The sequence below is a fragment of the Paraburkholderia sp. BL27I4N3 genome, assembly GCF_003386115.1.
Lineage (GTDB): Bacteria > Pseudomonadota > Gammaproteobacteria > Burkholderiales > Burkholderiaceae > Paraburkholderia.
The window spans coordinates 5,530,467-5,552,645 of sequence record NZ_QREJ01000001.1; the positions used below are offsets into that span (position 1 = coordinate 5,530,467).

The following is a 22,179-nucleotide window of genomic DNA, read 5'->3' on the forward strand; positions in this document are numbered from 1 at the left end:
TTGCCGCCTAGTGCGCAGTGTGGTGTTCGGAATCCTGTTGCGCAGCAAGCGGTGCGATTGCCGGCTGCGCCACGGCGGGCACTGCCCCCGTTATCCTGATCCGCGCGTCGGGCGACAGCCGTATCGCGCCGTCCACCACGACTCTTTCGCCGGCATGCAGGCCGTCGTCGATGAAGCTGTCATCGCCTAGCCATTCGCCGATCTCGACAAAGCGCTGATGCGGTTTGTCGTCCTTGTCGAGCGTCCACACGAAGTGGCTTTTCGCGCCCTGCTGCACGGCACGCTGGGGCAACAGAACGGCATTCGGCCGCACGGCGCCCGACACTTTCGCGCGCACGAACTGGCCCGGACGCAAGCTGCCTTTTTCATTGGCGAATACGGCTCGTACGAGAAACGTCCCGGTCTGCGCGCTGAATACCGGGTTGGCGAAGGCGATGCGCCCGCGCGCGGGAAACGTCGAACCGTCGGCCAGCAGCAACGAGATGTCGAACTGGTTGTCGGCGGGAAAGCGCAACCGGCCTTTCGCGATCTCGTCGCGATAGCGCAGCATCTCGTTCTCGGAAATGCTGAATTCGACCCACATGGGATCCATCTGGTAGACATACGTCAGCAGGCCGGATTGGGCCGGCGTGACATAACTGCCGTCCTGCTGGCGCGCATAACTCGACAGGCCGGTAAGCGGCGATCTGATCGTGGTGTAGCCGAGATTCAGTCGCGCGGTCTGGACCTGCCCCTTTGCGGCGATGACGGCGGCTTGCGCCTCGTGCTCGCCGCCGATCGCGTCGTCGAGATCCTTTTTGCTCAATGCGTTCTGTGCGGCGAGAGGCGTCACGCGTGCGAGATTGGCCTTCGCGACCTCGAGCCGCGCCTGCTGCTGCGCAAGCGCACCCTGCGCCGATTGCAACGCCGCCTCGAAAGGTTTGGGATCCATCAGAAACAGCGTCTGCCCCTCACGAACCATCTGCCCCTCCGTGTACGCCCGCTTATCCAGAAAGCCGTCGACCCGCGCGCGAATTTCCACCGCACGCGAGCTCTGCGTCTGCGCGACGAACTCGAAGTCCACAGGAGTGTCATGCGGCGCCACGGTCATGACGGTGACCTCGACCGGCTGAACCGCTTCGGGAGTCGCCGTTTTGCTACAGGCGGCCAGTAGGGCGAGCAGACTCAACCCCAGGGCCGGCCGTCTCCGCACCTCGTCAGGCAAACGCTTGCGTGCGTTCAACGAGCGTAGCAGGCACCGCAACAACGAAACTGGCATGAATGTTCCGTAAAAATGATTCGAAAACCGGGCGCGAAAGCAATTGACCGAGGACGGCTGCGCCAGAAGGGCCGCCGGCTGTGATATGCCGACCCATTGCGATGACGGCAGACCGCCCCCTCTTGACAGGAGGCTCGGCGGCCTCGGCCCGGCGCGATAGAAACTGCCGCGAGGTCAGAACCGGTGACGGATGCCGGTCGTCATCAGATATTGATTGCGGGCCGTCGACGGCGCCGAAGTGCCGTTGATCTGCACGCTGTTCAGCCCGCGTCCGTTGTTGGCGCCAAGTTGCGTGACGGCTTCAGCGTAGACATCAGTACGCTTGGACAGCGAATAGTCGGCCTGCAGGCCGAACTGATTCCAGTGGGCCGCGCCGGTATTCGTGTCGGTGGTGCCCGGCGCCGCGCGCAGCGCCTGCGTATAGGTGTAGGCCGCACCCAGCGCCAACTCCGGCGTCATGGTGTAGCGCGCGTTGACCTCGTAGTTGTTGTAGCGAACCGAGATATCCGAGAACTTGTCCTGGAAGCGGCTCTGCGTGAATACGGTCCCGAGCAGGAACGGACCGAACGCATAGCTTCCGCCAAGGCCCCAGGTGCGTTGATTCTGAACGCCGCTGACCGCCGATGCCGCGAAAGTGCCGCCTGTGATAGCGCCATTGTTCTGATTCAGGTCGATGCCCTGGTACTGTAGATAGGCCGCACCCAGTTGCAAGCCACCGTTGCGGTACCCCGCGCCGACGCTGTACGCCCGGTTGTCGGCAAAGCCCGCGTTGTTCGAGAAGCCGTACAGGCCGCTCATGGAAAAGCCGTCGTAGTTCGCGCTCTTGAACTTGACCGAGTTGTTGACGCTGATCGAGGAGTTGGCGTTATCGTTGTCGCCGCGATGCGCGAAATACGTGCCGCCCCAACTGCCGGCCGCGGTCAACGGCGCGAGATAGTCGACCACGGAGTCGTACTGGCGTCCGAAAGAGACCGTGCCGTAGGCGTTCGACAATCCGACATATGCCTGACGGTTGAACAGCGTGTTGGGCACCGTCTGGGTGCCGTTTGCGATGTTGAATCCGCTTTCCAGATTGAAGACCGCCGCCAGTCCGCCGCCGAGATCCTCGACACCGCGCAGCCCCCAGCGGCTCGCCTGAACGTTGCCGCCGGTCATGCCGACCATGGCCTTGCCATTCGTGACACGCCCGTCGGACGTCACCGTGGAATCCCTGCTGACTTCATTGCTCACATACGTCAAACCGGCGTCAACAATGCCGTATAGCGTGACGCTGCTCTGGGCGTGCGCCGCGCACGCAAAAGTGGCGGACACGGCGGCGGCGGTGATGATTTTTTTCATTTGAATACCTTGGCATTTAATCTTAAAACTCGGCTGCGGACTTGAGAATAAAATCTGCCGCAACCACAATGCACCCGCCCGGAACTGCATATAATTCCGAATCGAAAAGACCCTGTGTGCAACTGGAATCTTAAAACGTGGGCCGCAGTCGTAAGGCGCTAAATAACGAAAAAGTATTTTTGATTTTATTTGAGACAACGTTTCGAATTAAATGAAAATCCCGCGTCTAGGGATATTCATCAAATTCCGAACCGATGGAGTCTCTCCGATATCGCGACCAGATCGTTGCGGCACGCCAACAGCAAAAAACACCGTCTATTTTTGAGAAAGAAATGCCGATACCGTGGATGACCAATTAAATTGTCATTTTACAAATCTGCAAACTACCATTCGAGGCCCGCCATTCACCTTTATTAACCGTTACCACCCTGAATCTTCCGGAAAATACTATCGTCTTTATCGTTGGTGATATCATGAATCAGCTTCAGGCTATGCGAGTATTTATCAACATCGCCGAAACGATGTCATTCGGGCAGGCCGCGGCTCATCTTGGCATCTCGAATGCCATGGCCACGCGCTACCTCGATCAACTCGAAACCCACCTCAATACACGGCTCGTGAACCGCAATACGCGCGGCCTCTCCTTGACCGAAGAGGGCGAGATCTATCTGAAGGGGTGCCGCAACGTACTCGACGAAATTGAGCAGATAGAAACGGTGGTGCTCCGCGCCACGACCGAGCCGTCCGGCACGCTGCGGGTCGCGGCCGGAGCGTCCTTCTCGCTATCCAGTCTGACGCCGTTGCTGCAGGAATATCTGCGGGAGTATCCGAACGTCAGACTCTCCCTGACACTCCTGCACCAGCACGTCGATTTCGTGAAAGAAGGTTTCGATGTCGGCATCGTATTGCCGAAACAGATCAGCGGCACCACGTTGGTCAAACGCTCCTTGCTGAGCGTCCGTCCCATTGCCGTCGCATCGCCCGGTTATCTCGCCGGCAAAGGCATTCCGTCGCGGCCGGCGGATCTGGCCGCCCACACGCTTCTTGCTCTCAGCTCGGCTTCGCACGACGGTGACTGGGTCTTCGTTTCACCCGATCAGCGCGAAAGGCGCGTCACGCTCTCCGCCGCGCTGGTAGTGAACAATGCCTCCATGCTGCGGCAGGCCACACTGGCGGGCATGGGAATCGCGGTGCTGCCCGAGAATCATGTACTGGCCGATCTGGGCAACGGCGCGCTCGTACAGATCATGCCGGACTTCCACATCACGAATGCCGACAAGGAGTTGGCACTCGTGTACGCGAATCGTCGGCACATCTCCGCGAAGACCCGTTCGTTCGTCGACTTTTCGATCGAGTGGTTTCGCACCAATGCCGATCGTTTGACTTCCATGGCTTCAGTCGGCAAGTATCCCGCACAGAGTCCGCGCGACTCGCGGGCGCCAGGCAAGCAGCCTTCGTGAGTGGCCTGGCAAGCTCGCTCCGGCGGCAGGGTTTTCCCCGCGCCGCTGTACCCAAAATGAGGACAGCCACGCGCGCACCCTCCTTCATACTTCGCTATCGATTCGCACCGCCTCGAAGAGCTAACCAGCCCCGGCGGTCGATTTCCGGCATCGAAGCTCCAGGAGACACGCATGAGCCGCCCCTTCAAACCCTATCCGTTTTCGCCGCGTCACTATGAAGGCGTGGCGCCGCCGCTCGTCGACGGGCGCGATCCGGTCAGGCGGTCCGTGGCGATTGTCGGCGGCGGGCCGGTCGGCATGACGCTGGCGCTCGCGCTGGCTCGCCAGGGCGTGCGCTCGGTGCTGATCGAAGCCGACGACAGCGTCTGCACCGGCAGCCGCGCGATCTGTATCTCGCGGCGCAGTCTGGAAATCTTCAAGCGACTCGGCGTCGTGCAAGGCTTCCTGCAAAAAGGCTTGCCGTGGACCGGCGGTCGCAGCTTCTATCGCGACACCGAAGTGTTCCGCTTCGCCATGCATCAGGACGACGAGCAATCGCTGCCGCCGATGATCAACATCGCGCAATATCAGATCGAGCAGTTGCTGCTCGACGAGATAGAACGGCATGCGGATCTGATCGAGATCCGCTGGCAGACGCGCGTGACCGGCATCGAGCACCACGCGGCCGAAGGCGGCCGCGAGAATCCGGAAGGCACGGCCGGCGCGACGCTCGCCCTGCGCACCGGCGACACCGCATGGCAGATGGACGCCGACTGGGTGGTGGCCTGCGACGGCGGCCGGAGCACGATTCGCGAGGCGCTCGGCCTCAAGCTCACCGGCACGACGTACGAAGGCCGTTACGTGATCGTGGATATCGAACTGGCCAGCGCGCGCGCCACCGAACGCCTCGCCTATTTCGATCCGCCGTCCAATCCCGGCTCGACGGTGCTGGTACACAAGCAGCCCGACAACGTCTGGCGCATCGACTACCAGCTTCGCGACGACGAAGACCCGGAAGCCGCCGTGCAACCCGAGAACGTCATGCCGCGCGTGCAGAGCGTGCTCGATTCGATGGGCGAAACCGGCGCGTGGTCGCCGATCTGGATCACCGTCTATAAGGCTAACGCCTTGACGCTCGAACGCTACCGGCATGGCGCGGTGCTGTTCGCGGGCGACGCCGCGCATCTCGTGCCGATTTTCGGCGTGCGCGGCGCCAATTCCGGCATCGACGACGCGGACAACCTCGGCTGGAAACTGGCCTGCGTGGTGAACGGCGTGGCATCGCCGCGTCTGCTGGACAGCTACAGCGACGAGCGCGTGTTCGCCGCGCGCGAGAACCTGAGCTACGGCATGAAGAGCACGGAGTTCATGGCGCCGCCCTCGTTTGCTTTCGACCTGATGCGCCAGGCCGTGCTCGGTCTCGCCGAGCATCATGCGGCGGTGCGTCCGTTGATCAACCCGCGGCAGACGCACGCGATTGCCTACGCGCAGTCGCCGCTGAACGAAACCGCGGGTGACGCAAGCGACGCTTTCGCGCAAGGGCCGGCGCCCGGTACTGTGCTTCCGGAATGCAGACTCAAACGCAGGGACCAAGGCGTCTTTGTCGATATCCATCTGACGGATCTGCTCGGAGCTTGCTTCACCGCGCTGCGCTTCGGTGCGAACGCGAACGACGACTCCGCGCAAGACACAGCGTGGCAGCAGTTGCAAGACACGCTGGCCGAACAACGTATCCCCTTCAAAACCGTCAAGCTGGTCAGGGACGACACGCAAAACGTCCCGAGCTCAAACGTGATCGATCACACCGGCCGTTTGCACGACATGCTCGACGCCACGCCCGGCACGGTCTATCTGGTTCGGCCCGATGGCCATGTACTCGCCCGCTGGCGCGACGGCAGCGCAGCGGCCACGCAGCGCGCCATCGGCGCGGCGCTGACGATCTAATACATCTAATATAAAGGAGACAAACATCATGACCGATAGCGATCTCGACCTCGTCTATACGACGCTCTGCAAGACCCTCACGAACGAAGGCGAAGCGCAGGCGCCGCTATATCTGGCCCGCCTCGCGATGCTGTGCCTGACCGAACTCGACAACCCGCAGCTCGCGTTGTCGCTGATCGAAGCGGCACGGCTGCCGGTTTCGACTGCGGTGACGGCATAAAGCGTAAAAAAGCCGCCGCGCCTGACATGGCGCGGCGGCTTTTCCTTGACGGCAGTGTTACTGCTTCGGATACAAACCCAGCGTGCTCGCATGCAGGCGCGCGAGACCGAGCAACGCATCCGTATACGGCGTAGCGACGCCTGTCAGCTGTCCCAGTTCGCGCACCGCGGCCACCAGCGCGTCGAGCTCGACCGCTTTACCCGCCTGCACGTCCTGCAGCATCGAGGTTTTCATCGCGCCGAGTTTCAGCGTGACCTCGTGGCGATCCGCCGGCTCCTGATCGATCGGAATGCCGAAGCGCGCGCCGATTTCCTTGGCCTCCAGCATGATGCTCGTGACGAAGTTGCGCGCCAGCTCGTCGCTGAGAATCCGGTCGGTGGTGGCGCCGGTGATCGCGCTGATCGGATTCATCGTCATATTGCCCCACAGCTTGTACCAGACGTCGCGCTGAATCTGCGCGGACGCCGACGCATTGAAGCCAGCCGCCGCGAGCGTGGCCGTGAGCGCCGCGACACGCTCGCTCGCCTGTCCCGACGCCTCGCCGATAATCAGCCCGTTACCCTGATGATGCCGGATGACGCCCGGCGCTTCGACAAGGCAACTGGCGTGCACCACGCAGCCCACCGTTTGCGCAGACGGAATCGCGGCGGCAATCGCGCCGTCCGGATCGATCGACTTCAGGCGCTTGCCGGCGAAGTCCGCGCCGAGTCCGTCGCAGAACCACCAGGGTACGCCGTTCATCGCCGTCAAGACGATGGTTTGCGCGCCAAGCAGCGGCGCGATCCGCGCAGCCACCGATGCCATCGCCGGACCCTTGACGGCGACCACGACGAGATCCTGCACGCCGAGGTCCGCGGGCTTCTCGCTCGCGTTCACTTTCACGGCATGCGTCGCGCCGCCTTCGATCAAACGCAAGCCGTGCTCGCGCAGCGCGTTCAGCGTCTCGCCGCGCGCCACCACGCTCACGTCGTGGCCGGCCTGGGCGAGCTTTGCGCCCATCCAGCCGCCGATCGCGCCCGCGCCGTAGATTGCTACTTTCATCGTTTCAATCCTTATAACTGGCGTCGATGCGGTCCACTCGCCGCACCAACGCGTCGAACACGTCCTGCCCCGCGCCGTGACGCGGATCGAACTGCAGCGCGTCGCGCGAGCAGCGAATCGCGACATCTTCCGGCACCGGCCGCGCGCGGCCCATCGCAAACGTCGCCATCTGGATTTCGCAGGCGCGGTTGAGCGTCCACAGAACCGCGAAAGTTTGCGGCAAGGTGTGGCCCCACGCAAGCAGCCCATGGTTGCGCAAGATCACCGCCTGCCGGTTGCCGATGTGCTCCAGCAGACGCGGACCTTCTTCCGCGTGCACGGTGATGCCCTCGAAGTCGTGATACGCAATGCGGTCGTGCAATTGCGCGCTGTAGAAGTTGGTCTGCTGCAGACCGTCTTCCAGACAGGCCACGGCGACGCCCGCGGTGGTGTGCGTATGCATCACGCAGTGGGCGTCGGGCAAGCCTTCGTGAATCGCCGCATGCACGACGAAGCCGGCCGGATTCACCGGATACGGCGAGTGATCGAGCACGCGACCCTGTGCATCGATCTTCACGAGATTGCTCGCGGTCACTTCGCTATAGTGCAGCCCGAACGGATTGATCAGGAACTGCCGCTCGCCGCCGCTCACGCTGGCGGGAATGCGCAGCGTGATGTGGTTGTAGATCATCTCGGTCCAGCCGAGCATGTCGAAGATCCGGTAGCACGCGGCAAGCTGCACACGCGCATGCCATTCGTCCGGATGCATCGCGTGAGCCTTCGGCGCCGTCGGCGCTGGTATATCGAGGGTGGTCATATGGGTCTCCCTTGTCGACCGCTGTTATCGTTCTGTTGCTCGAAAAGCCGTGCTTACGCGCCCGACACCACGGCCGCGATCGACGCCGCCACATATTCCGCGTTGCGTTCGTTCAGACCGGCCACGCACATGCGCCCAGAGCGCAGCACATACACCGCGTATTCGCTGCGCAAACGCTCCACCTGGCTTTCGCTCAAGCCCGTATAGGTGAACATGCCGCGCTGCGCGACGTAGCGCGCGCGCATCACTTCATCCACACGGCCCGCGAGTCCGGCGTGTATCGTGCCGCGCATGGCGAGAATCCGTTCGCGCATGGTGGCGAGTTCCGCTTCCCACGAAGCGCGCAACGAGGCATCCGCGAGCACGTTGGCGACGAGCCGCGCGCCGTGCGTCGGCGGATTGCTGTAGTTCGCGCGCACCGTCGACATCAATTGGCCCAGCACGCGGCCGGCCTCTTCCGCGCTCTTGCAGACCACGCTCAGCGCACCGACCCGCTCGCCATACAGCGAGAAATTCTTCGAGAACGAATTGGCGGCGATCAACGGTATGCCCGCGTCGGCCAGCAGACGCACGCAAGCGGCGTCTTCTTCGAGACCGGCGCCGAAACCCTGATAAGCCATATCGACAAATGCGATCAGCTTGCGGCGCTGCAAGACCGGCACCAGCTCGGCCCATTGCGCCGGGCTCAGATCGACGCCGGTCGGGTTGTGGCAGCACGCGTGCAGCAGCACGACGCTCTGTTCGGGTAAGCGGCCGATCGTTTCGATCATGTCGGCGAAACGCAAGCCGCCAGTGTGTTCGTCGTAATACGGATAGGTGTTGACCGTCAGCCCCGCGCCTTCGAACACGACGCGATGGTTTTCCCAGCTGGGGTCGCTGATCCAGATCTGCGAGCCGGGGAAATAACGTTTCAGGAAATCGGCGCCCACCTTGAGTGCGCCCGAGCCGCCGATGGTTTGCAGCGTCGCGATCCGCCCCGCCTTGCGCGCCTCGCTATCCGCGCCGAATACAAGTGCTTGAGCCGTATCGCGATAGAGCGGCAGGCCGGCCATGGGCAGATAGGAGCGTGGGCCGATCGAATCGAGCAGCGCGGTTTCGGCGCGGCGCACGGCATCCATGACGGGCAGCTTGCCGGCGTCGTCAAAATAGATGCCGATGCTCAGATTGACTTTGCTGGTGCGCGGGTCGAGTTGGAAGTCTTCGTTCAGGCTCAGAATCGGGTCGCCTGGATACGCGGGAATGTGGTCGAACATGGCAATTCCTTGAATGTGGCCGCAGCGCGGTCTCGGTGTGGCGCCTGGTATGGCGGGCGCGTGGCAAAACGCCAGCCCACGTGAACCGGCCTGACTCAGACTGGCGAGACGGGAGTCTAAGCGGGTTTGGCCGGGCGCGTCGATTAAGACAAGTCTCCGCGCATGCTGCACGCTGCACAATCAATGGATTTTTCACGATTCGTTAGTTTTTCTTTAGAATTGCCCAATGCCACTCACACGCGTCACCATCCGCCAGTTCGAAGCGTTTCTCGCCATCGTCGATCTGCATAGCATCGGCGCCGCGGCGGACCGGCTCGGCCTGACTTCGTCGGCGGTCAGCCAGTTGCTCGCCGACCTCGAAACGGAACTCGGCTTCCGCCTCTTCGACCGCACCACGCGGCGCGTGAATCTGTCGAGCGCGGGGCAGGATTTTCTGGCGTCGGCGGAATCGGTGCTGCGGCACGTGCGCGCCGCCGCGCAATCCGCCGACGATATCCGCAACCGCGCCGCCGGCATCGTGCGGATCGGCGCGCCGCTGGTGCTGGCGGCGACGGCGCTGCCCGCGGCCATCGCCGAATATGCGCGCGACAAGCCGAAGGTGGTCGTGCGCATTTGCGATACCGTGGTCGAGCAGCTGGTGGAGCGCGTGGAAAGCGGCGACGTGGATCTCGCGATCGGACCCGACCGGCAAAGCGGCACGCGCGTGCGTTGCGATCCGGCATTCGCGAGTCCGTGGGTCATGTGGTGCGCGCCGACCCATCCGTTGAACGCGCGCCGCCGTGTGCAGTGGCCGCATTTGCGCGGCGTGCCGATCGTCGCCACCGGCCGCGACCACGAACGCGCGGTCGGGCAAATGCTGGCCAATCTGCCGGCGGAAGCCCGCATCATTCCCGTGGACGTGGTGGACAACGTCACCACGGCGTTCGGCCTCGCCTCACAAGGGCTGGCCATCACGCTCGCGCCGGCCTACGTCGCGCCGTTGGCGCGCACCTTCGGGCTGGTGATGAAGCGTATCGTCGATCCCGAAACGATCCGCGAGGTGTGCGTGTATCGCTCCACGGAACGCGCGCTGTCGCCGCCCGCCGACGGTTTTGCGGACTTCATCATGCCGTGGTTAAAGCGCTGGGATCGCGAGACGCAGGCGGAGGCACGCGGCAAGCGTGCGTAATTGGTAGCTGCGTGGTAGCTGCGCTGCGGGGTGGTTGCGCTCAAGAGACAGTGTCGGCCGCACCGGCTTAACCTAAAACGCGCAAGCCGGCCGCGCTCCGTTTCCGGATCAAGCCAGTTCGGGCGTCATGCACAACGCGAACAACTGTCTCTGGCTCGAGATGCCGAGCCGCGCGTAAGCGCGTCTCTGATAGGTAATCACACTCGCCGGCTTGACGCCCATCCGCACCGCGATTTCAGCGGCGCCGGCGCCTTCGAGCGTGCCGCGCAGCACGTCGAGTTCGCGCGACGTGAGCGCCGGGCAAGCGCGCCTGACCCGCGCCAGCATCGCCGCCGCCGAGCCCTGCTGATGTTGTCCATTTAACGCGTAATGGCCCTTCGCCGCATGTGCGAACAAGGGCGCGAGACTTTCCACGCGTTCCAGTTCGCCCGGCTGAAACACGCCATAGGCGCGGTCGCGATACAGATTGATCGACAGCCAGACGCTTTCCATGGGCTGCACGAGCAGCGACAGCCGGTCGGACACGTTCGGCTGCGCATAACAGGCCGCGCGGTAAGCTTCGTTTTCGATCTCTTCGCTTTGCTGCTGATGCAGCACCAGCGCGTCGCGCGCCGGTTTGTCGTGCGGCCGCCCGATGATCTCGCGATTGCCGTCGAGCGCATAGAAATGCGTGGCGTAGCGATCGGCGACGTCGCGCAGAAAGCGGCCACCGCGATGATCGGCGGCGGAAACCGTGCGCGGCCTCGCGTCGAATTCATAGGCGAAGATGGTGCACTGCGAAACCGGCAGCGTATCGCCGACGGTTTTCAAAATGCTGGCTGCGAGCGCGTCGGCATCCCCATGCGAAATCGACATGACCAGCTCGGTTGCGCGCGCAGTGCTGATCTGTTCGTTGCCATGCGGTGGAGAAATGCGCCATGAACGCATGATGGAAGTCCGGTCGCCGTGCGGTAGTTCGGTTCGGCAAGCGTAGCACAGCGGCACATGCGGCACGTTCCTCACTAACGGCGCAGCGCCGCGCCGTTACTTCCCCGTAAACGATCCGCGCTGGAACGTCACCATTCTCGGCAACTCGATCGTAAAGACCGTGCCCACGGCTTCGTCGGAGTTCACGCTGACGTTGCCGCCGTGCATGCGCGCGATTTCCTGCACGATATGCAGGCCCAAGCCCAACCCTTCGCGCGAGCGCGCACCGCTGTTGTTCGGGCCGAACGCCTTGAACAGATGCGGAAACACCTCGGCCGGAATCGTACCGCGATTGGCGACTTTCAGACGCACGCACTCGACCGCCTCGCCATCCACCTCGACGCCGATATCGCCACCCGGCGCGCCATGATGCAGCGCATTGCTCACCAGATTCGACACGGCTTGCCAGACGAGATCGGTGTCCCACGCGCCCGACGTATTGCCGCGGCTCGCGAACACGATCTGCTTGCCGTTCTCGCGCGACGCGAATTCGTCGATCACCGAGCGGCACAGCGTCGCCAGTTCGATCGAGCGCGGCTGCAGCGGCAGGCGCCCGCCTTGCAAACGCGCGAGATTGAGCAGCTGGTCGACCATGCGCGCCATCCGCAGCGAACTGTTCTTCACACGCGCGGCCACCGTCGCCGACTGTTCGTCGGCCGCCGTGCGCATCAGATACTCTGCCGACGCCAGCACCGCGCCGAGCGGCGTGCGCAGATCGTGACTGAGCACGGCCATCAGCATTTCGTTGGCTTCGAGCATTTGCCGCGTAGTGACGAGTTGCGCCGCGAGTTGACGCTTCTGCTGTTCGAGCTGCACGAACACGTCGACCTTGGATTGCAGAATCCGCGGATCGAATGGCTTGTAGAGAAAGTCGACCGCGCCCGCCTCATAGCCGCGGAACGTGCGCGACGCGTCCTGCGCGGTTGCCGTCAGAAAGATGATCGGCACGTGCGAGGTGCGCGGGCTGCCACGCATCAGCGCAGCCAGTTCGAAGCCGTTCATGCCGGGCATGTTGACGTCGAGAATCGCCAGCGCGACTTCGTGCTTGAGCAGCAGGTCGAGCGCCGCCGTGCCCGAGTCGGCCACCAGCACGGCGAGATCCGGCCGGGCCAGCAAAGCTTCGAGCGCCGTGATGTTGTGAACGATGTCGTCGACGATCAGAATGTTCACGGGTGAGTTCGTCATGGCATCGCGTCAGAAAGAGGCCGGCAATGCAGCAAGCCGCCGGGCCATGGTTTCGGGAGTGTAGATAAAATCCGCCGCGCCGCGTTCAATCGCGGCGCGCGGCATTTCGGGGGAAACAGCGGTGTCGGGCGCCTGCACCCAGCTCGTGCCGCCCAGCGCGCGCACGCGCTCCAGGCCTTGCGCGCCGTCGTCGTTGGCGCCGGACAGCAGGAGCGCGAGCAGGCGTTCGCCATATACGGCGGCCGCCGATTCGAACAGCACGTCGATCGAGGGACGCGAAAAGCGCACGGCGGCGTCGGTCGATAACGCGACGGTGCGGTCCACCTCCACCAGCATGTGATAGCCCGGCGGCGCGATGTGCACGCGCCCCGGCATGATGCGCTCGCCCGCATCGGGCTCGAGCACCGGCAACGCGCAGCGATGCGCGAACGCATCCACCAGATAACTGCGCGGATCGGGCGGCAGGTGCGTGACGATCATCACGGCCGGCGCAAAGCCCGCGGGCAGCGCGCTGAGCAGCACATTCAGCACTTCGATGCCGCCCGCCGAGCCGCCGATCACGACGAGCTCATAGCCGCGCGCCGCTTCGGCATCGACATCTGGCTGGACAGTTGAGCGTGGCATGGTGAGCGTGCTAGCGCTTCTGGTAAATGCGTTCGCTCGGACGGAATTCGTCGAACGCTTCGTAGTGGCTGGAAAACCGCAAACTTTCCTTGCTGCCCAAACCGAGAAATCCGCGCCGCACCAGCGCGTTTTCGAACAGACCGAGCGCGCGATCCTGCAAGCCGCGGTCGAAATAGATCAGCACGTTGCGGCACGACACCAGGTGCGCTTCGAGAAAGACTTCGTCGGTGGACAGGCTGTGGTCGGCGAACACCACGCGCTCTTTCAGTGAGCCCGCAAAGCGCGCGCCGCCATACGCCGCATGATAGTAGTCGGACAGCGAACGCTTGCCGCCGGCCGCCAGATAGTTTTGCGTGAAGCCCTGAATCCGGTCCAGCGCGTAGATGCCGGACTCGGCGCGCGCGAGCGCGTCCGGGTTGATGTCGGTCGCGTAGAACAAGGTGCGTTCGGTCAGCCCTTCCTCGTCGAAGAGAATTTTCAGCGACCAGAGTTCCTCGCCCGTGCTGCACCCCGCCACCCACACCTTGATCGACGGATAGGTGCGCAGACGCGGCAGCACGTGTTCGCGCAGCGCGAGAAAATACGCCGGGTCGCGAAACATCTCGCTGACCTGCACCGTGAGGTACTGGAACAGCCGCGAGAACTCGTCGCCGTTGCGCATGATGCGGTCCTGCAGCTGCGACAGCGTCTTCAGTCCGAATTCCTCGAGCGCCTGCGACAGCCGGCGGCGCAGCGACGACATCGCGTAGTGGCGGAAGTCGTGCTGATACTTGAGGTAGACCGCCTCCAGCAGCAGCTTCAACTCGATGTCGAAGTCGCTCATGCGTTGCGGTGCGTCGAATTCGGACTGACTCATCGTGTTCTCGTGTTCCTTTTACCGTTGGCGCAACCAGACCCGGCACAACGCGACCAGCTTGTCCACGTCGATCGGCTTCGAGACATAGTCGTCCGCGCCGGCTTCGAGGCAGCGCGTGCGGTCGTTCGCCATGGCCTTCGCCGTCAGCGCGATGATCGGCAGATGCGCAAAGCGCGGATTGCGGCGAATCTCGCCCATCGCGGTCAGCCCGTCCATCTCCGGCATCATGATGTCCATCAGGATCAGATGCACTTCAGGGCCGTTTTCCAGCGCTTCGAGCGCTTCACGGCCGTTGCGCGCTATCTGCAGTTTCGCACCGAGCGGCTCCAGCACGTGCGAGAGCGCGAAAATATTGCGGACGTCGTCTTCGGCCAGCAGGATCGTGCGGCCCTCGAAGGCATTGTCGCGCTGACGCACGGTGCGCAGCATGCGCTGCTGCTCCGGCGCGAGCGACGACTCCACGCTGTGCAGGAACAGCGTCACTTCGTCGAGCAGGCGCTCGGGCGACTTCGCGCCCTTGATGATGATCGATTTCGAATAGCGGCGCAGACGATGCTCTTCCTCGTCGGACAGCATGCGGCCTGTGTAGACGATCACCGGCAGCGCGGCATGCGCGGTGTTCGCGGCGAGCCGTTCGAGCAGATCGTAGCCGGTGCCGTCGGGCAGCGCGAGATCGGTCACCACGCAGTCGAAGCTGAACTTCGCCAGATATTCCAATGCCTCGGCCAAGGTTGCGACAGCAACGATCTCGGTGTTTTCGCTTTGCAGCAATGCGCGGATGCTTTCGCGCATCGGCGTGTCGTCCTCGATCACGAGCACGCGTTTGAGGCGCTGTTGCAGACGCGCTTCGAGGCGGCGGATCGCGGCTTCCATCGTGCTGCGCGCGGTCGGCTTGAGCGTGTAGCCGATCGCGCCGAGGTGCAGCGCCTTGTCGGCGTGATCGGTAGCCGAGACGATATGGATCGGAATGTGACGCGTGAGCGGATCGTTCTTCAGCCACTCCAGCACGGTCAGGCCGGAACGGTCCGGCAAGCCGACGTCGAGCAGCACAGCGGCCGGGCGCATGTCGCGCACGAGGGCGAGACCGCTGGCCGCACTGCTCGCATGCACGAAGTCGAAGTCGAGTTCGTGAGTCAGATCGCGCAGGATTTCGGCGAAGGCGAGATCGTCTTCCACGGCGACGATCAGACGGCCGGCACGCGTGCGGTTGTCGCGGTCGTCGGCGATCGGGTTGTGTGTGGGGTTGTGTGTGGGGTTGTGTGTGGGGTTGTGTGTGGTTTCGGACGAGTTGCCGCTGGTTAAGCCGTTGGTTGATGTGTTGGTTGAGCCGTTAATCAGGCCGTTGGCCGGCGTGATCACGCCGGGCTGGCTGCCGCCCGCAGATGGGCGCACCAGCAGCGACTCGGCCACAGCCGGCGCACCGGCCGCTGTCTGTGCCGATGTATGTGCCGCTGCAAACGCCGGCGCCGTTGCGTGGTGCGCGTCCTGGCTCGCGTTCAGCACCGCCTCCGCATCGAGCGGCAACCACAGCGTGAACACACTGCCCTTGCCGACTTCGCTGGCAACGGTGATCCGGCCGCCCAGCAAGCGCGAAAACTCGCGCGAAATCGACAGACCGAGACCGCTGCCGCCGTATTGACGGCTGGTGGAACCGTCGGCCTGCTGGAACGCCTCGAAAATCATGTCCAGCTTGTCGGCGGCGATGCCGATGCCGGAGTCGCGCACGTCGATGCGCAGCATGCCGCCTTCGGCCGGCGCGACGGACAGCGCCACCTCGCCGCGTTCGGTGAATTTCACCGCGTTCGAAAGCAGGTTGCGCAGAATCTGCGTGACGCGCTGGCCGTCGGTGATGAAGGTATCCGGCGTGCCCGGCAAGCGCTCGAACGCCAGGCTCAAATGCCTGGCGCCTGCCAATGGCTTGAACGTTTCCTCGAGCGCCTGCAGGGTCGCGTCGATCGATACGGTTTCGAGTTCGACCGTCACCTGCCCGGCTTCGACCTTCGACAGATCGAGAATGTCGTTGATCAGCACCAGCAGGTCGCTGTTCGACGCGTGGATCGTGTCCGCGTAGCGCACCTGCTCTTCCGTCAGATTGCCGGTGCGGTTCTGCTGCAACAGCTTGGCGAGAATCAGCGAACTGTTCAGCGGCGTGCGCAGTTCGTGCGACATGTTGGCGAGGAACTCCGACTTGTAGCGGCTCGACTGTTCGAGGCGCGCCGCATTGGCCGCGAGATCGTCCTGCGCGCGCAAAAGATCGGACTTCTGCCGCTCGAGACGCTGCGCGTATTCTTCGAGCTGCACATTGGTCTGTTCGAGTTCCGCTTGCTGCGCTTCCAGACGCGCCTGCGATTCCATCAGCGCGCGGCCGCGCTCTTCGAGTCCTTCATTGGAGACGCGCAATTCTTCCTGCTGCACCTGCAGTTCTTCGTTCAACTGCTGCGTTTCGGCCAACGCGTCCTGCAGACGCTCGCGATACAACGCGGCTTCGACGAAATCGCCCATGCTCTTCGCGATCAGCTCCATGAACTCCTGATCGCGCACGCCCAGCTCGCGAATGAAGCCCAGTTCGACCACGCCGTTGACCTGGCCGTCGTTTTCGATCGGCATGATGAACAGGTTCTTCGGCGCGCTCTTGCCGGTCGCGGACATCACCTGCACGTAATCCGCCGGCACGTCGCGCAAGACCAGCGTGCGGCGCGCCAAAGCCGCCTGACCTATCAGCGTCTCGCCTTCGGCGAAATTGCGCGCGGCGGCCTGCTCGTTGTCGCGGCTAAAACCGTAGGTCGCGATCCGCCGCAGCGTGCCGTGTTGTTTATCGCGTACATAGAGCGCGGCCACGACAGCGTCCAGATATTGCGCGAGAAAGTCGAGCATCGCGCGGCCGACCAGCGGCGAGGTAGTCTGCCCGACCACCTTTTCAGCGAGGAGGCGCTGCCCGGAGCGCAGCCACACCTGCGCCTGCAGAATGTCGGTCTGTTCGGCCTGCTGGCGCAGCACGCCGTCATAGGTGGTCGACAGGCTCATCAATTCGCGGCGGCCCATCCATGCGAGCAGGCCGCTCACGCCCAGGCTGAAGAGCAGGAACACGCTCACCAGCGTGGTCGTGACGCGGCGCGTGGCGTCGCTGCGCTCCTGACGCAGGCGCAACTCGACGTCGAGAAAATCGCCGAATTCACGGCGCGTTTCGTCGAATTCGATTTTGCCGCGCCCGCTAGCCACAGCGCCCTCGACGTTCTGATTGCGACGGCGCGCGTCGATCATCTCTTCGGCAAAACGGCTCCAGCGTTGCTGGATCGCCTCGATCTGCTTGAGCTTTTCGACTTGCGGCGGGTTGTCGGCAACCATCGCCTGCAAGGCCTCGATCTGCGTCTTGAAGCGCGGGCCGCCGGTTTCGTAAGGCGTAAGGAAAGTTTCGTCGCCCGTGATCAGGAAGCCTCGCATGGACGATTCGCGATCGACCGCGAGACGCAGCATTTCATTGGCCCGGCCGATCACGCGCTCGGAATGCTCGGCCCAGTTCATGGTCGAGACCAGATAAGCAATCAGTCCGACGAAGACGGCTATCGTGACCAGGCCGACACCCAGAGGCAAGGCGATATTGCGGCGAATAATGCTGCGAAAACGATTCTGGTCGACGGCCTGGGATGCGGTCATTTTTTCTGTCTTCGGCGGGGCGAATCGAGTCGATTCGGAATATTTTTCGGGTATTTCGCGTGATTCCTTCTCTCGCGAAGCGACGCGCGTAATCATACAGGATGGGCTTGTTTTTGAGAGGTGCGCGCGGGGGGTTTAGGCTTGCTGGACGGGGCGGTACGAAACTCACGCAACTTTGCGCGACCCGCGTGGGTCAATCGTGCGAGGAAAGCAAATCCGCTCTTCGATCATCCGATCGCCGTCCACTTTCTTCCGGTAGCCGATGCCTTCTCACGCCTTCACCGATTTCTCCCGCGCGCCCTGGCGTATCGCCCTCGCCGCGGCCTTCGTGTGGCATGCCTCGTTGGGCGGCGCGGCGCAGCTTGCCGAGCCGCCCGCGGCGCGCGGCGGCATTGTCGCCGCCACGGTGCACGTCGAGGCGCCCACGCAGGCTTCGCCGGTCGTGCCCGTGCCGCCGTCCGAGCAATACGCGGCGCTCTATCGCGACGTGCAGCTCGCGCATCTCTATCCCGACAGCAAAACCTTTGCGGACATGGTGCCGCTTTCAGCGCCCGCGCGGATCGTGGCGGCGTACAACGCCGCGAAGCAACAGCCCAATTTCAATCTCGCCGACTTCGTGAAGCGGAACTTCACGCTGCCCACGCGCACTGCCAAGGCCTACGTGTCCGATCCGAATCAGGATGTGGTGGGCCATATCGACACGCTCTGGAACGTGCTGCGCCGCGAGCCGGATGCGACCGCGAGCCCATGGTCCTCGCTGCTGCCGCTGCCGTACGCGTATATCGTGCCGGGCGACCGCTTCGACGAGATCTACTACTGGGACTCGTACTTCATCATGCTCGGCCTCGAACAGAGCGGACAGCATGCGCTGGTTGTCGACGAACTGAAAAACTTCGCAACCCTGATCGACCGGTACGGCCATATTCCAAACGGCAACCGCACCTATTACCTGAGCCGTTCGCAACCGCCGTTCTTCGCGCAGATGGTGCAGCTCGTCGCCGAAAAAGATGGCGACGCGATCTACGCGCAGTATCTGCCCGAGTTGCAGCGCGAGTACGCCTACTGGATGGACGGCGCCGACGGCCTGCCCGCCGGCCACGCCAACCGGCACGTGGTGCGACTGCCGGACGGCACGCTGCTCAACCGCTATTGGGACGAACGCGCCACCCCGCGCGACGAGTCGTATCGCGAAGACGTCCTCACCGCGCAGCAGACGCCGCAACGCGATTCCGCGGATCTGTGGCGCAATCTGCGAGCGGGCGGTGAAACCGGCTGGGATTTCAGTTCGCGCTGGTTTGCGGACGGCAAGACGCTAGCCACCGTGGACGTGACCTCGCTCGTGCCCGTCGATCTGAATTGCCTGCTGGCCGATCTGGAACGCACGCTCGCCAGGGCTTATCGTCTGCGCGGCGACGTCACGCATGCGGAGAATATGGAACAGCGCGCCGCCGCGCGCGCCGAAGCGATTCGCCGCGTGCTGTGGGATCCGCAATTGCAGGCATTCGGCGACTACGACTTCGTGCATCACACGCTCACGCACCGGCTCACGGCCGCGACGGTCTATCCGCTGTATATGGGGATAGCGACCCGTCAGCAGGCGAAGACTGTCGCCGCGACATTGCAGCGCGAATTGCTGCGCCCGGGCGGGCTCGCCACCACGCAAACCGCGACGGGCCAGCAGTGGGACGCGCCGAATGGCTGGGCGCCGTTGCAGTATCTGGCGGTGATCGGCCTGCGGCGCTATAGCGAAATGGCGCTCGCGCAAACCATCGCGACTCGCTGGATCAGGACCAATGTGTCGTACTACCAGCATACGGGCAAACTCGTCGAAAAATACGACATCGACGCAGCCACGCCAGGCGTCTCGGCCGGCGGTGGCGAGTATCCGCTGCAGGATGGCTTCGGCTGGACCAACGGCGTGCTGCGCGCGTTGCTCGTGCTCTATCCGCGGACGGTGCAGGCGTCGCGTCCTAACGATATCCCCGAAGGTCCCGCGGGCGTGTCGGCGGCCGCGGCTTCCGCTGCCGCCGCGCCGAAGAATACGCATCGGCTGCATGGCGCGCGGGTGAATCCTTAGTGCGCTCTTTACGCTGCAATATAAAAAAGACCTGGCCAGTGCGAACCAGCCAGGTCTTTTGACGACTCACCGCACGCTCAAGCCGGCACGGTCTCGGCCTGCTTCGCCCGCGACCATACGCGATGCTGCTCGGCCGCCTTGATGAAGGCCTTCAGCACGTCGGCGGCCTGCTTGTCGTCGCCGGTTGCGACGCCGTCGGCATGGTCGGGCAAGTGCGCGGCAGCGAGCACGTCACGGCCCGCGCCGATCGCCGCGATCGCCTTCAGATGCTTGAACGCCTCAAGCACGAAATGCCGCGCGTCGCCCGATCCGGCCAGCGTCTTCGCACCTTTGTCGCCGCCCACCACGATCACCGCGTCGAACATGATCGACGGCAAGCCGGCAATGGTGGCGTCCGGCGCCATGCCGTCGATCGCGGCAAGCGTTGGCGCGATCAGCATGGGCACCGCGCCTTCGCCCTGCAGCGCCTTCTGCAAGTCCTTGATGGCGGCGCCGTCGGAACCCGGCGCGGCCAGCAGCGCGATCTTGCGGGTCTTGATTCCCGGCCGCACGCGGTTGAGCAGGCTCAGCGCCGGCGACTCCTTGGGCCCGCTCAGCTTCACCGTGCCTTTCTTCGGTGCGGGCAAACCGAGGCCCTCGGCCACCTGCGCCGCGAGTCCCGCGTCGAAGTTGGCGAGAATCTCATTCACCACGCGCGCACGAATTTCCGGCTTCGTCACTTTGCCGAGTTCGAATTGATAGGCCGCGGCGATGTGGTCTTTCTCAGGCTGCGACATGCTGTTATAGAACAGCGCGGCCTGCGAGAAATGATCGGCGAACGATTCGCTGCGCACACGGATCTTGGTGCCTTCCACGCGCTCCTGATAGCTTTCGAAGCCGCCGTCGGACGGTGCCGGATCGGTTTCCTTCGGCCAGCCGCCGCTCAGCGAATTCGGCTCATACGAAGCCTGGCCGACATTGATCGCCTGGCGGTGCATCGCGTCGCGCTGGTTGTTGTTGAACGGGCACACCGGCCGGTTGATCGGAATCTCGTGAAAGTTCGGGCCGCCCAGCCGGCTGATCTGCGTATCCGTGTACGAGAACAAACGGCCTTGCAACAGGGGATCGTTTGAGAAGTCGATGCCCGGCACGATATGGCCCGGATGGAACGCCACCTGTTCGGTCTCGGCGAAGAAGTTATCCGGGTTGCGGTTGAGCGTCATCTTGCCGATGATCTTGACCGGCACGAGTTCTTCCGGAATCAGCTTGGTCGGATCGAGCAAATCGAAATCGAATTTGTGCTCGTCGGCTTCTTCGATGATCTGCACGCCCAGTTCGAACTCAGGGAAGTTGCCCGCTTCGATCGACTCCCACAGGTCGCGCCGATGAAAGTCCGGATCCTTGCCGGCCAGTTTCTGCGCTTCGTCCCACAGCAGCGAATACGAACCCAGCACCGGACGCCAGTGGAATTTGACGAAGCGTCCCTTGCCTTGCGCATTCACGAAACGGAAGGTGTGAATGCCGAAGCCTTCCATGGTGCGCAGGCTGCGCGGAATCGCGCGGTCCGACATGGTCCACAGCACCATATGCGCGGACTCGGGCACCAGCGAAACGAAGTCCCAGAAGGTGTCGTGCGCGGAGCCGCCGGTCGGCATTTCGTTTGGGGCTTCCGGTTTGACGGCGTGCACGAAGTCGGGAAATTTGATGGCGTCCTGAATGAAGAACACCGGCATGTTGTTGCCGACCAGATCGTAATTGCCTTCCTGCGTATAGAACTTCACGGCGAAACCGCGCACGTCGCGCACCGTATCGGCGGAACCGCGTGGGCCCTGCACCGTGGAAAAGCGTACATAGACCGGCGTCTGGACAGCCGGGTCCTGCAGGAATGCGGCCTTGGTGTACTCCTTCATCGACTCGTACACCTGAAACACGCCATGCGCTGCCGAGCCGCGCGCATGCACGATGCGCTCGGGTATGCGTTCGTGGTCGAAGTGCGTGATCTTCTCACGCATGATGAAGTCTTCGAGCAGCGAGGGGCCGCGGGGTCCGGCGCGCAGGCTGTTCTGATTGTCGGAAATCTTGACGCCCTGATTGGTCCTCAGCGCCTGGCCTTCCGGGCTGACTCGAAACTGTTCGAGATCCTTCGATTTCGGATCCGCTTGCGGGTTGGCCGCCTGCGCGTTCTTCGCTGCGGGCTTCTGCGTATTCGTTTTACCTGCCATGAGAATCTGCTCCTTGCGTTCGGGGGCGTGCCGGTGGGGAAATCCGGTCTGACGCAACCAGACAGAGCAGCAATCGATATACCCGCGCGGGGGCGCGGCTAGTCGCGCTTGGTGATAGCTGAGCGGTAATGAATGGGCTATGCGGCGGGCGCGCTGCGA

At 63.4% G+C, this 22,179-nt stretch carries 16 protein-coding genes; 5 read left to right on the forward strand and 11 right to left on the reverse strand.

Annotation, left to right across the window (positions count from 1 at the left end; all coding sequences use genetic code 11):
• Positions 1-7: 7 nt before the first annotated feature.
• Positions 8-1,258 carry an efflux RND transporter periplasmic adaptor subunit gene (locus B0G71_RS25180; protein ID WP_116145088.1) on the reverse strand — a complete coding sequence of 417 codons (1,251 nt, stop codon included), beginning with the start codon at positions 1,256-1,258 and terminating at the stop codon, positions 8-10.
• A 174-nt stretch (positions 1,259-1,432) separates the two neighbouring features.
• On the reverse strand, positions 1,433-2,596 hold the full coding sequence (locus B0G71_RS25185) for a porin (protein ID WP_116145090.1): 1,164 nt from the start codon (positions 2,594-2,596) through the stop codon (positions 1,433-1,435).
• A gap of 473 nt (positions 2,597-3,069) precedes the next feature.
• Here B0G71_RS25185 and B0G71_RS25190 point away from each other — a divergent pair, with 473 nt between their 5' ends.
• The 3 genes from B0G71_RS25190 to B0G71_RS25200 all read left to right on the forward strand — a co-directional run bounded on the left by B0G71_RS25190 (position 3,070) and on the right by B0G71_RS25200 (position 6,199).
• A complete protein-coding gene (locus tag B0G71_RS25190) occupies positions 3,070-4,056 on the forward strand; it encodes a LysR family transcriptional regulator (protein WP_116145092.1) in 987 nt (328 codons plus the stop codon).
• Between the two features lie 171 nt (positions 4,057-4,227).
• Entirely contained in the window at positions 4,228-5,979 is a 1,752-nt protein-coding gene (locus B0G71_RS25195; RefSeq protein ID WP_116145094.1) for an FAD-dependent oxidoreductase, read from the forward strand.
• 28 nt (positions 5,980-6,007) lie between these two features.
• Positions 6,008-6,199 (forward strand): hypothetical protein, encoded by a 192-nt coding sequence (locus B0G71_RS25200; RefSeq protein ID WP_116145096.1) that lies wholly within the window; start codon positions 6,008-6,010, stop codon positions 6,197-6,199.
• 57 nt (positions 6,200-6,256) lie between these two features.
• Here B0G71_RS25200 and B0G71_RS25205 read toward each other — a convergent pair whose 3' ends face one another.
• Genes B0G71_RS25205 through B0G71_RS25215 form a run of 3 tightly spaced genes read right to left on the reverse strand, consistent with a single transcriptional unit; the run spans position 6,257 to position 9,289 of the window.
• Positions 6,257-7,240: a 2-dehydropantoate 2-reductase gene (locus B0G71_RS25205; RefSeq protein WP_116145098.1), complete on the reverse strand. Its 984-nt coding sequence runs from the start codon at positions 7,238-7,240 to the stop codon at positions 6,257-6,259.
• A gap of 4 nt (positions 7,241-7,244) precedes the next feature.
• Positions 7,245-8,036, reverse strand: a complete 792-nt coding sequence (locus B0G71_RS25210; protein ID WP_116145100.1) for a class II aldolase/adducin family protein — start codon at positions 8,034-8,036, stop codon at positions 7,245-7,247.
• A gap of 53 nt (positions 8,037-8,089) precedes the next feature.
• Positions 8,090-9,289 carry an amino acid aminotransferase gene (locus B0G71_RS25215; RefSeq protein ID WP_116145101.1) on the reverse strand — a complete coding sequence of 400 codons (1,200 nt, stop codon included), beginning with the start codon at positions 9,287-9,289 and terminating at the stop codon, positions 8,090-8,092.
• 226 nt (positions 9,290-9,515) lie between these two features.
• Between B0G71_RS25215 and B0G71_RS25220 the strand changes: the two genes are divergently transcribed.
• Entirely contained in the window at positions 9,516-10,457 is a 942-nt protein-coding gene (locus B0G71_RS25220) for a LysR family transcriptional regulator (RefSeq protein WP_116145103.1), read from the forward strand.
• A gap of 108 nt (positions 10,458-10,565) precedes the next feature.
• On the opposite strand, the gene B0G71_RS25225 is transcribed toward B0G71_RS25220, so the two are convergent.
• The 5 genes from B0G71_RS25225 to B0G71_RS25245 form a co-directional block, all read right to left on the reverse strand.
• Entirely contained in the window at positions 10,566-11,384 is an 819-nt protein-coding gene (locus B0G71_RS25225) for a helix-turn-helix transcriptional regulator (protein WP_116145105.1), read from the reverse strand.
• A 96-nt stretch (positions 11,385-11,480) separates the two neighbouring features.
• Positions 11,481-12,608: a hybrid sensor histidine kinase/response regulator gene (locus B0G71_RS25230; protein WP_106278232.1), complete on the reverse strand. Its 1,128-nt coding sequence runs from the start codon at positions 12,606-12,608 to the stop codon at positions 11,481-11,483.
• A gap of 9 nt (positions 12,609-12,617) precedes the next feature.
• Positions 12,618-13,232, reverse strand: coding sequence for a chemotaxis protein CheB (locus tag B0G71_RS25235; RefSeq protein WP_116145107.1), 615 nt, complete (start codon positions 13,230-13,232; stop codon positions 12,618-12,620).
• A 10-nt stretch (positions 13,233-13,242) separates the two neighbouring features.
• On the reverse strand, positions 13,243-14,088 hold the full coding sequence (locus B0G71_RS25240) for a protein-glutamate O-methyltransferase CheR (protein ID WP_106278236.1): 846 nt from the start codon (positions 14,086-14,088) through the stop codon (positions 13,243-13,245).
• Positions 14,089-14,106: 18 nt separating this feature from the next.
• The gene (locus B0G71_RS25245) at positions 14,107-17,742 is read right to left on the reverse strand and encodes a response regulator (RefSeq protein ID WP_116145109.1); all 3,636 of its coding nucleotides are present in this window, start codon (positions 17,740-17,742) and stop codon (positions 14,107-14,109) included.
• A gap of 262 nt (positions 17,743-18,004) precedes the next feature.
• On the opposite strand from B0G71_RS25245, the gene treF reads away from it, so the two are divergent.
• Entirely contained in the window at positions 18,005-19,819 is a 1,815-nt protein-coding gene (treF, locus tag B0G71_RS25250; RefSeq protein ID WP_116145111.1) for an alpha,alpha-trehalase TreF, read from the forward strand.
• Between the two features lie 77 nt (positions 19,820-19,896).
• On the opposite strand, the gene katE is transcribed toward treF, so the two are convergent.
• Positions 19,897-22,026 (reverse strand): catalase HPII, encoded by a 2,130-nt coding sequence (gene katE / locus B0G71_RS25255; RefSeq protein WP_258875778.1) that lies wholly within the window; start codon positions 22,024-22,026, stop codon positions 19,897-19,899.
• Positions 22,027-22,179 lie beyond the last annotated feature (153 nt).